Raw genomic sequence first — 6952 nt, 5'->3', positions numbered from 1 at the left:
TCCGATGGTTCAGAAGATCTCCAAGACATGTCTTAAACCGGATATCGGGTGCTTTGTTCTTTTTGACGGCGCTTTCGCAGGCTTGGTGGTGATTTATTTCACAGCCGAAGCTGCCATGGAGGTTTACTCTCAGTATCTCATCAATATGGGGCTTCCCAAAGAGGAACTGGCAACAGTATATACCTCTGATGAAGTTGGCAATGTTATGGGAGAATTGATGAATCAGATTCTTGGTGACTTTACCTCGAAGGTCAGTCAGGAATTACGTACTTCCATTACTCAGAGCCAGCCCAAGATGCTGACTCTTAACCGCCAGGTTCGCATCAGCGTAAATGCTCATCTTGATAAGCCTCAGGCTTACAGAGTTTCCTTCTACACAGAGAAGAACAACATCTTCTACATGGAATTGGCCATGGATAATACAGAATTTGTTCAGATGGATGAGTTTATTCCGCAGACGGACGTTAATCCTGACGAAATCCTTGCTAATGTTGAAGCTCAGAAAGAGCATAAGCAGGAAGTGAAACCGGTAGAAGAGAATATGTCTGCCTCTGATGCGGATGATCTTCTGGCCTCGTTAGGATTGTAAATACTCCTGTTACCCCCTGTTCAGAACAGAAGGCGGCATTATTTTGGTAATCTGTCGTTTGGTCATGCTGCTTTGTCTGTGCTCCAGTTTATCTTTGTCATGAGGAGCTTTCTTTTGCCCGCTTTAATGCAAGCTGGCTATATCATTTTTAGCCCCCTTGGAAAACATCCGTCCTTTTGAGGAACTGTCATTTATTTGGTTTTCACTTTTCTTTAACGTGTTAAAATTATCAGAAGATAGTTTTAGCGGTGTTTTCAAATGCTTAATTTTAACAAAACTCATTTTATAACCAGTGCTCCTCATATAGGTACTCTTCCCCCGGAATCAGGCATTGAAATAGCTTTCATAGGCAGATCTAATGCCGGAAAATCATCTGCGCTTAACGCCATCACCAATATCAGAAATCTGGCAAAAACAAGTAAAACTCCAGGAAGGACTCAGCAGATTAATCTATTTGAGGTGCAGGAGGGCTGCCGAATTGTTGATTTGCCGGGATACGGATTTGCAAAGGTTCCTTTGGCTGTAAAGAACAAGTGGCAGCAGTCTCTGACGGAATATCTTCAGAAAAGAAAATGTCTTAGAGCTCTGGTGCTGATTATGGATATCAGGCATCCTCTCAAGGATTTGGATCGGCAGGTTATGACCTGGGCTGCTCTGTCAAATCTGGAGGTGCTGATTCTGCTGACAAAATCAGACAAGCTGGGTATTAACGAGCAGAAAAAAACATTGGCCAGCGTGAAGAAAAGCCTTGTTGAATTTGGCGCGACATACCGGGTTGTGGTTTTTTCTTCTCTGAATAAAACCGGTGTTGATGAGGTCAGGCAGATTCTTTCCGGTTATTATGAAACATTCCATGGCTTTACTCAGGAGGAAGCTCCTTCAGCAGAAGTTACGGAAGCGGAGACAGAACCGGAACACAAGTTCGACGAGGAAGCATGGAATAAATACAGTCAGGATTAATTCACATTATTGCGAACAGGCAAAACAAACAGGAAAATAACAATGAAAGGTACGATTTTTATTGTTTCATCACCTAGCGGCGCTGGTAAATCCAGCCTTCTTAAGGCCCTTTTTGAAGAGCATAATAAGGATGGCTCTCTCTATATGTCGGTATCTCATACCACCAGACCCATGAGACCCGGAGAAAAGGACGGCGTTGACTATCATTTTGTGTCCGAAGCCGAGTTTAAGCAGCTTATTGACAGAAATGCTTTTTACGAATGGGCTCATGTTTTTGATAAATACTACGGTACATCAAGAGAATTTGTCAGGGCTAATGTGGAATCAGGCAAGGATGTATTTTTGGATATTGACTGGCAGGGGGCTCAGCAGGTCAGGAGGCTGGAGCCGGAGGTCAGAAGTATCTTTATATTGCCTCCGAGTCTTGAGGAACTGAAGAGACGGCTGATATCCCGGGCTCAGGACTCAGAAGAAGTTATCAATAAGCGAATGGCGAAGGCCCAGAGGGAGATAAGTCATTATACGGAGTATGATTACGTTATAGTTAACGATGTGTTTTCCGAAAGTCTGGATGCTCTTTGGGGGATTGTAAATGCTTCCCGGCATTCGCTGGAAAACCAGAAAATCTCTCAGAAATATATCCTGGACAATCTTCTTTCGGGGTATTCTGAATAAGACCTTTAAAAAAAGCTCCTGGCATCTGTCAGGAGCTTTTTCAAATCAATAACATCAATCAGGCTTTAAAGCGAGTAGTAGAGTTCAAATTCTGCGGGGTGGGGAGTAGTTCTTACCTTATCCACATCCTGCTGCTTTAAAGCGATGTATGAATCGATGAAATCCTCAGAGAAAACACCGCCTTCGGTAAGGAATGTGTGATCCTTCCGCAGGTTGTCCAGAGCTTCCTGCAGCGAGCCGCATACCTGAGGAATCTGCGCTTCCTCTTCCGGCGGAAGATCATAAAGATTCTTATCCATCGCCTCCCCCGGATCAATGCGGTTCTTTATTCCGTCAATGCCGGCCATGAGCATAGCGGCGAAGGCCAGATAAGGATTAGCCATGCAGTCCGGGAATCTGACCTCGATTCTTATTCCCTTTGGATTGGAGCAGGCCGGGATTCTGATGGAAGCTGAACGGTTCATGGCAGAGTACGCCAGCATGACCGGAGCTTCAAATCCCGGAACCAGTCTCTTATAGGAATTTGTTGAAGGATTGGTAAAGGCATTAAGAGCCTTGGCATGCTTCTTTATGCCGCCGATATACCACAGCGCCAATTCAGAAAGATTTCCGTAGAGGTCGCCGGAAAAGAGATTGCAGGGCTTGCCATCTTTGTAGACCCCCAGAGACTGGTGCACGTGCATTCCGGAGCCGTTATCACCCACTACCGGCTTCGGCATAAAGGTAGCGGTTTTGCCGTTTATGTCGGCCACATTCCATACTACATACTTTTCAATCATAACCTCATCGGCTTTTTTGGTAAGAGTATTGAAACGGGTGGCAATTTCATTCTGTCCGCAGTTGCCTACTTCATGGTGATGGGCTTCTACTACCAATCCCATCTCTTCCAGAATCAAACACATTTGAGAACGGATATCCTGAGAAGAATCAACAGGAGGCACCGGGAAGTAGCCGCCCTTTACAGCAGGTCTGTGTCCTTTATTACCGTTTTCATACTCGGTAACAGAATTCCAGGCAGCTTCAATATCGTCAATTTCTACCATGCTTCCTTTCATTTCACAGCCGAAACGGACATCATCGAAAAGGAAAAATTCAGGCTCCGGTCCGAAAATGGCGTAGTCGGCTATTCCAGACGATTTAAGATAGGCTTCTGCTCTTTTTGCAATGGAACGGGGATCTCTGTCATATCCTTGCATGGTAGTGGGTTCGAGAATATCACAGCGAATCTGCGCCGTAGGATACTCATAAAAAGGATCAAGCTTTATGGTTTCAGGATCCGGCATGAGAATCATGTCAGATTCGTTTATTCCTTTCCATCCTGCCATGGAGGAACCGTCAAACATTTTGCCATTGATGAAGAAATCTTCATCCACATCTTTGGATGGAATTGAAAGATGCTGTTCCTTGCCTTTGGTATCTGTGAAACGAAGGTCAATGAACTTAACTTTATTGTTCGTAATGAAATGTAAAGCATCGAGAACTGACATTTGGAATAGTCTCCGAGGAAATAACGGGTAAAGCGATGCATTCCTGAGATGAACATTCAGCGAAACACATGCGATTGTCATTCTAGCATAATTTGCATGGTCTCAATGACCATATAAGCATCTCCTGAAAATATATTTGGAACGATATATGCGGCTGATATGCAGCGGCGCCGAAACGTCTTCAGCCATGGATGATTAATTGATAAAAATCACGTTTTTTGCTATGCAGATCACATGCAAGATAGTAAAATACGCCATTATTTTTTTCCACATAACCAGAGGCATCTATGTTAGAGAACCTTCGAAACATTGCCATAATCGCACATGTTGATCACGGTAAAACAACACTTGTTGACCAGCTGTTACGTCAGTCCGGAACCCTGGATCGTTCCATGGCAGGGCAGGAAAGAATTATGGATTCCAACGCTATCGAAAAGGAGCGCGGAATTACCATTCTCGCCAAAAACACTGCTATTCATTGGAATGACTATCGTATCAACATTGTTGATACTCCGGGACATGCTGATTTCGGCGGTGAAGTAGAACGTGTAATGAGCATGGTTGATTCGGTTCTTCTTCTGGTTGATGCTGTGGACGGGCCGATGCCGCAGACCAGATTTGTCACGCAGAAGGCTTTCAAGCAGGGACTGAAGCCTATAGTTGTCATCAACAAGATTGACCGGCCCGGCGCCAGACCGGACTGGGTTGTGGATCAGGTTTTTGATCTGTTTGACAATTTAGGAGCCACTGATGAGCAGCTGGATTTTCCTATCGTTTATGCTTCTGCTCTGAATGGTTATGCTACCCTCGATCTGAATACTCCCTCTGAGAATATGGATCCCCTGTTCCAGACCATTGTGGATCGGGTATCCCCTCCTGATGCAGATCCGGAAGGGCCCTTTCAGATGCAGATTTCGCAATTGGATTACAATTCCTATGTGGGCGTTATCGGTGTCGGCAGAATTAAAAGAGGTTCTGTAAAGCCCAATCAGGCTATAACCATAATTGATGCCAATGGCAATACCAGAAACGGCAAGGTCGGTTTGGTATACGGATATATGGGACTGAAGAGACTGGAGGTCAGTGAGGCTTATGCCGGAGACATCGTCGCTCTCACCGGTCTTGGCGAAGTTAAGATCTCTGATACAGTCTGCGTTCAGGGTTCCTGCGAAGCTTTGCCGCCGCTGTCTGTAGACGAACCTACGGTGAGCATGACGTTCCAGGTGAATACTTCTCCCTTTGCCGGTCGCGAGGGCAAATTCATTACCTCGCGCAACATCAAGGAAAGACTTGAGACCGAACTGGTGCATAATGTGGCTCTGCGTGTTGAAGAAACCAAGGATCCTGACAAGTTCAAGGTTTCCGGAAGAGGCGAGCTGCATTTGTCGGTTCTGATTGAAAACATGCGCCGCGAAGGCTATGAGCTGGCAGTTTCCCGGCCGGAAGTAATTCTTAAGGAGATAGACGGTGTCAAGATGGAGCCCCTGGAGGATCTCACTGTAGATATCGAGGAGCAGAATCAGGGAGCCGTTATGGAGGAGCTGGGAGCTCGCAAGGCGGATCTCAAGAACATGGTTCCCGACGGCAAGGGCCGGGTTCGTTTGGATTATGTGATTCCTTCCAGAGGTCTCATCGGCTTTCAGAACGAATTCATGACCATGTCCTCAGGCACCGGCCTTATGTATCATTCCTTCAGCTGCTACGGAGAATGGCGCGGCGGCAGTATCGGCCAGCGCAAGAACGGTGTTATGATTTCAAACGCCACCGGCAAGGCTCTTGGATATGCTATCTGGTACCTGCAGGAGCGCGGAAAGATGTTTATTTCTCATGCTCAGGAAGTTTATGAAGGGCAGATTGTCGGCATTCACAGCAGAGAAAATGATCTGGTGGTTAACTGTCTGAAAGCGAAGAAGCTTACCAATGTCCGGGCTTCCGGCACTGACGAAGCCATAGTTTTAGTGCCGCCTATCAGATTTACCCTGGAGCAGGCTCTGGAGTTTATTAACAATGACGAATTGGTGGAAGTAACGCCAACCAGCGTTCGTATTCGCAAAAAGCTTTTAACTGAAATGGATCGCATCAGAGCGTTCCGGGCTGAAAACGCTCTTCGCGAAGCCGAAAGCTGATTTCAGGCATTTTTATGTGATCAGAATACAGACATCAGTCTTTTGGGAGGCTGATGTTTTTTTTCTGTCCTATAATGCAAGCAATTTTTAAAAGTGTTCACAGGAAAAGACCCAAGTGTTAGTCCAAAAATTCAAAACAGCTTTAAATGACACCAAAAACTGGATAATTAACCATACTATATACCTGCGTTTTTTGAAAAACAGAATGTCTGATGATAAGATCGACGTTTTGGCTTCATCACTTTCCTTTACCACCATAGGATCCTTGGTTCCTCTTTTGGCAGTGCTTTTGAGCATTTTCTCCATGTTTCCGAGTTTTGTGGAGCTTAAAGAAAAATTATTGTCTTACATCATGCAGCACCTGATGCCGCAAATGGGGGATGTGGTGAATGAGCACATTAACACTTTTGTTTCCCAGGCTAGCAATACCACTATAGTCGGCCTTCTGGTTCTGCTGGGGATTTCCCTGCTGCTGTTAAGGCGTGTTGATATAACCCTGAATAATATATGGCATGCGTCAATTAAAGAACGTTCTGCAATTACTACCTTTTCCATGTACTGGATGGTGCTGACACTGGGGCCGATTATTCTGGGAATTTCTTTGATGATTACATCGTATGTCACCACCAGGATGTTTATCGAGGGAGCCGGGATATTGGGGAATCTCAGCACCTTTTTGGTGAGCCTGATTCCCATGTTTCTGAGCTGGGTCATATTTACGCTGGTATTTATGGCAGTGCCGAATACCAAAGTTAAATTTGTTCACGCCCTGGGGGGGGCTTTTCTTGCGGCTTTGGCTCAGGAAATAATAAAGAGGGGGTTTACCTTCTATATTGTGAATTTTTCCAGTTATGGCACTGTTTACGGTGCTGTAGCGGCAGTTCCGATTCTGATGCTGTGGGTGTATGTTAACTGGTATGTAATTCTGGTGGGGGCTGAGATTTCCGCATCCATTAAGGCATATGGAGAGATTACCCAGTCAACTGACAAGGCTGCGGCCGTAGCTGCTGCCAAGGATGCGGAAAAGGCGGTGAGAGCCAAAGCGGAGAGTCTTATCAAAGAAGAGGAAAACGAGGCCGAAAAACAGCTGGAACTGTAACAGGATTTCCGGTATT

Annotated in this window: 6 protein-coding genes; 5 read left to right on the top strand and 1 reads right to left on the bottom strand. The window is 45.5% G+C overall.

Going from position 1 to position 6952, the window contains the following annotated elements:
- The 3 genes from ACJROR_RS03260 to gmk form a co-directional block, all read left to right on the top strand.
- On the top strand, positions 1–589 hold a 589-nt coding region (locus tag ACJROR_RS03260; RefSeq protein WP_406545839.1), incomplete at its 5' end, for a DUF3334 family protein.
- Between the two features lie 258 nt (positions 590–847).
- Positions 848–1549: a ribosome biogenesis GTP-binding protein YihA/YsxC gene (gene yihA, locus ACJROR_RS03255; RefSeq protein WP_406041175.1), complete on the top strand. Its 702-nt coding sequence runs from the start codon at positions 848–850 to the stop codon at positions 1547–1549.
- A 42-nt stretch (positions 1550–1591) separates the two neighbouring features.
- Entirely contained in the window at positions 1592–2224 is a 633-nt protein-coding gene (gmk, locus tag ACJROR_RS03250; RefSeq protein WP_406041177.1) for a guanylate kinase, read from the top strand.
- Between the two features lie 65 nt (positions 2225–2289).
- On the opposite strand, the gene glnA is transcribed toward gmk, so the two are convergent.
- Entirely contained in the window at positions 2290–3711 is a 1422-nt protein-coding gene (gene glnA / locus ACJROR_RS03245; RefSeq protein WP_406545838.1) for a glutamate--ammonia ligase, read from the bottom strand.
- A 287-nt stretch (positions 3712–3998) separates the two neighbouring features.
- Between glnA and typA the strand changes: the two genes are divergently transcribed.
- Together typA and ACJROR_RS03235 are read left to right on the top strand one after the other, a co-directional pair.
- A complete protein-coding gene (gene typA, locus ACJROR_RS03240) occupies positions 3999–5837 on the top strand; it encodes a translational GTPase TypA (protein ID WP_406041181.1) in 1839 nt (612 codons plus the stop codon).
- Positions 5838–5952: 115 nt separating this feature from the next.
- Positions 5953–6936, top strand: a complete 984-nt coding sequence (locus tag ACJROR_RS03235) for a YihY family inner membrane protein (protein ID WP_406041183.1) — start codon at positions 5953–5955, stop codon at positions 6934–6936.
- Positions 6937–6952 lie beyond the last annotated feature (16 nt).

The organism is Succinimonas sp. (genome assembly GCF_045225735.1).
In the GTDB taxonomy this organism is placed as follows: Bacteria; Pseudomonadota; Gammaproteobacteria; order Enterobacterales; family Succinivibrionaceae; genus Succinimonas.
Note: the sequence above shows the minus strand (reverse complement) of the source record. Positions and strands in the feature narration are given on the sequence as shown.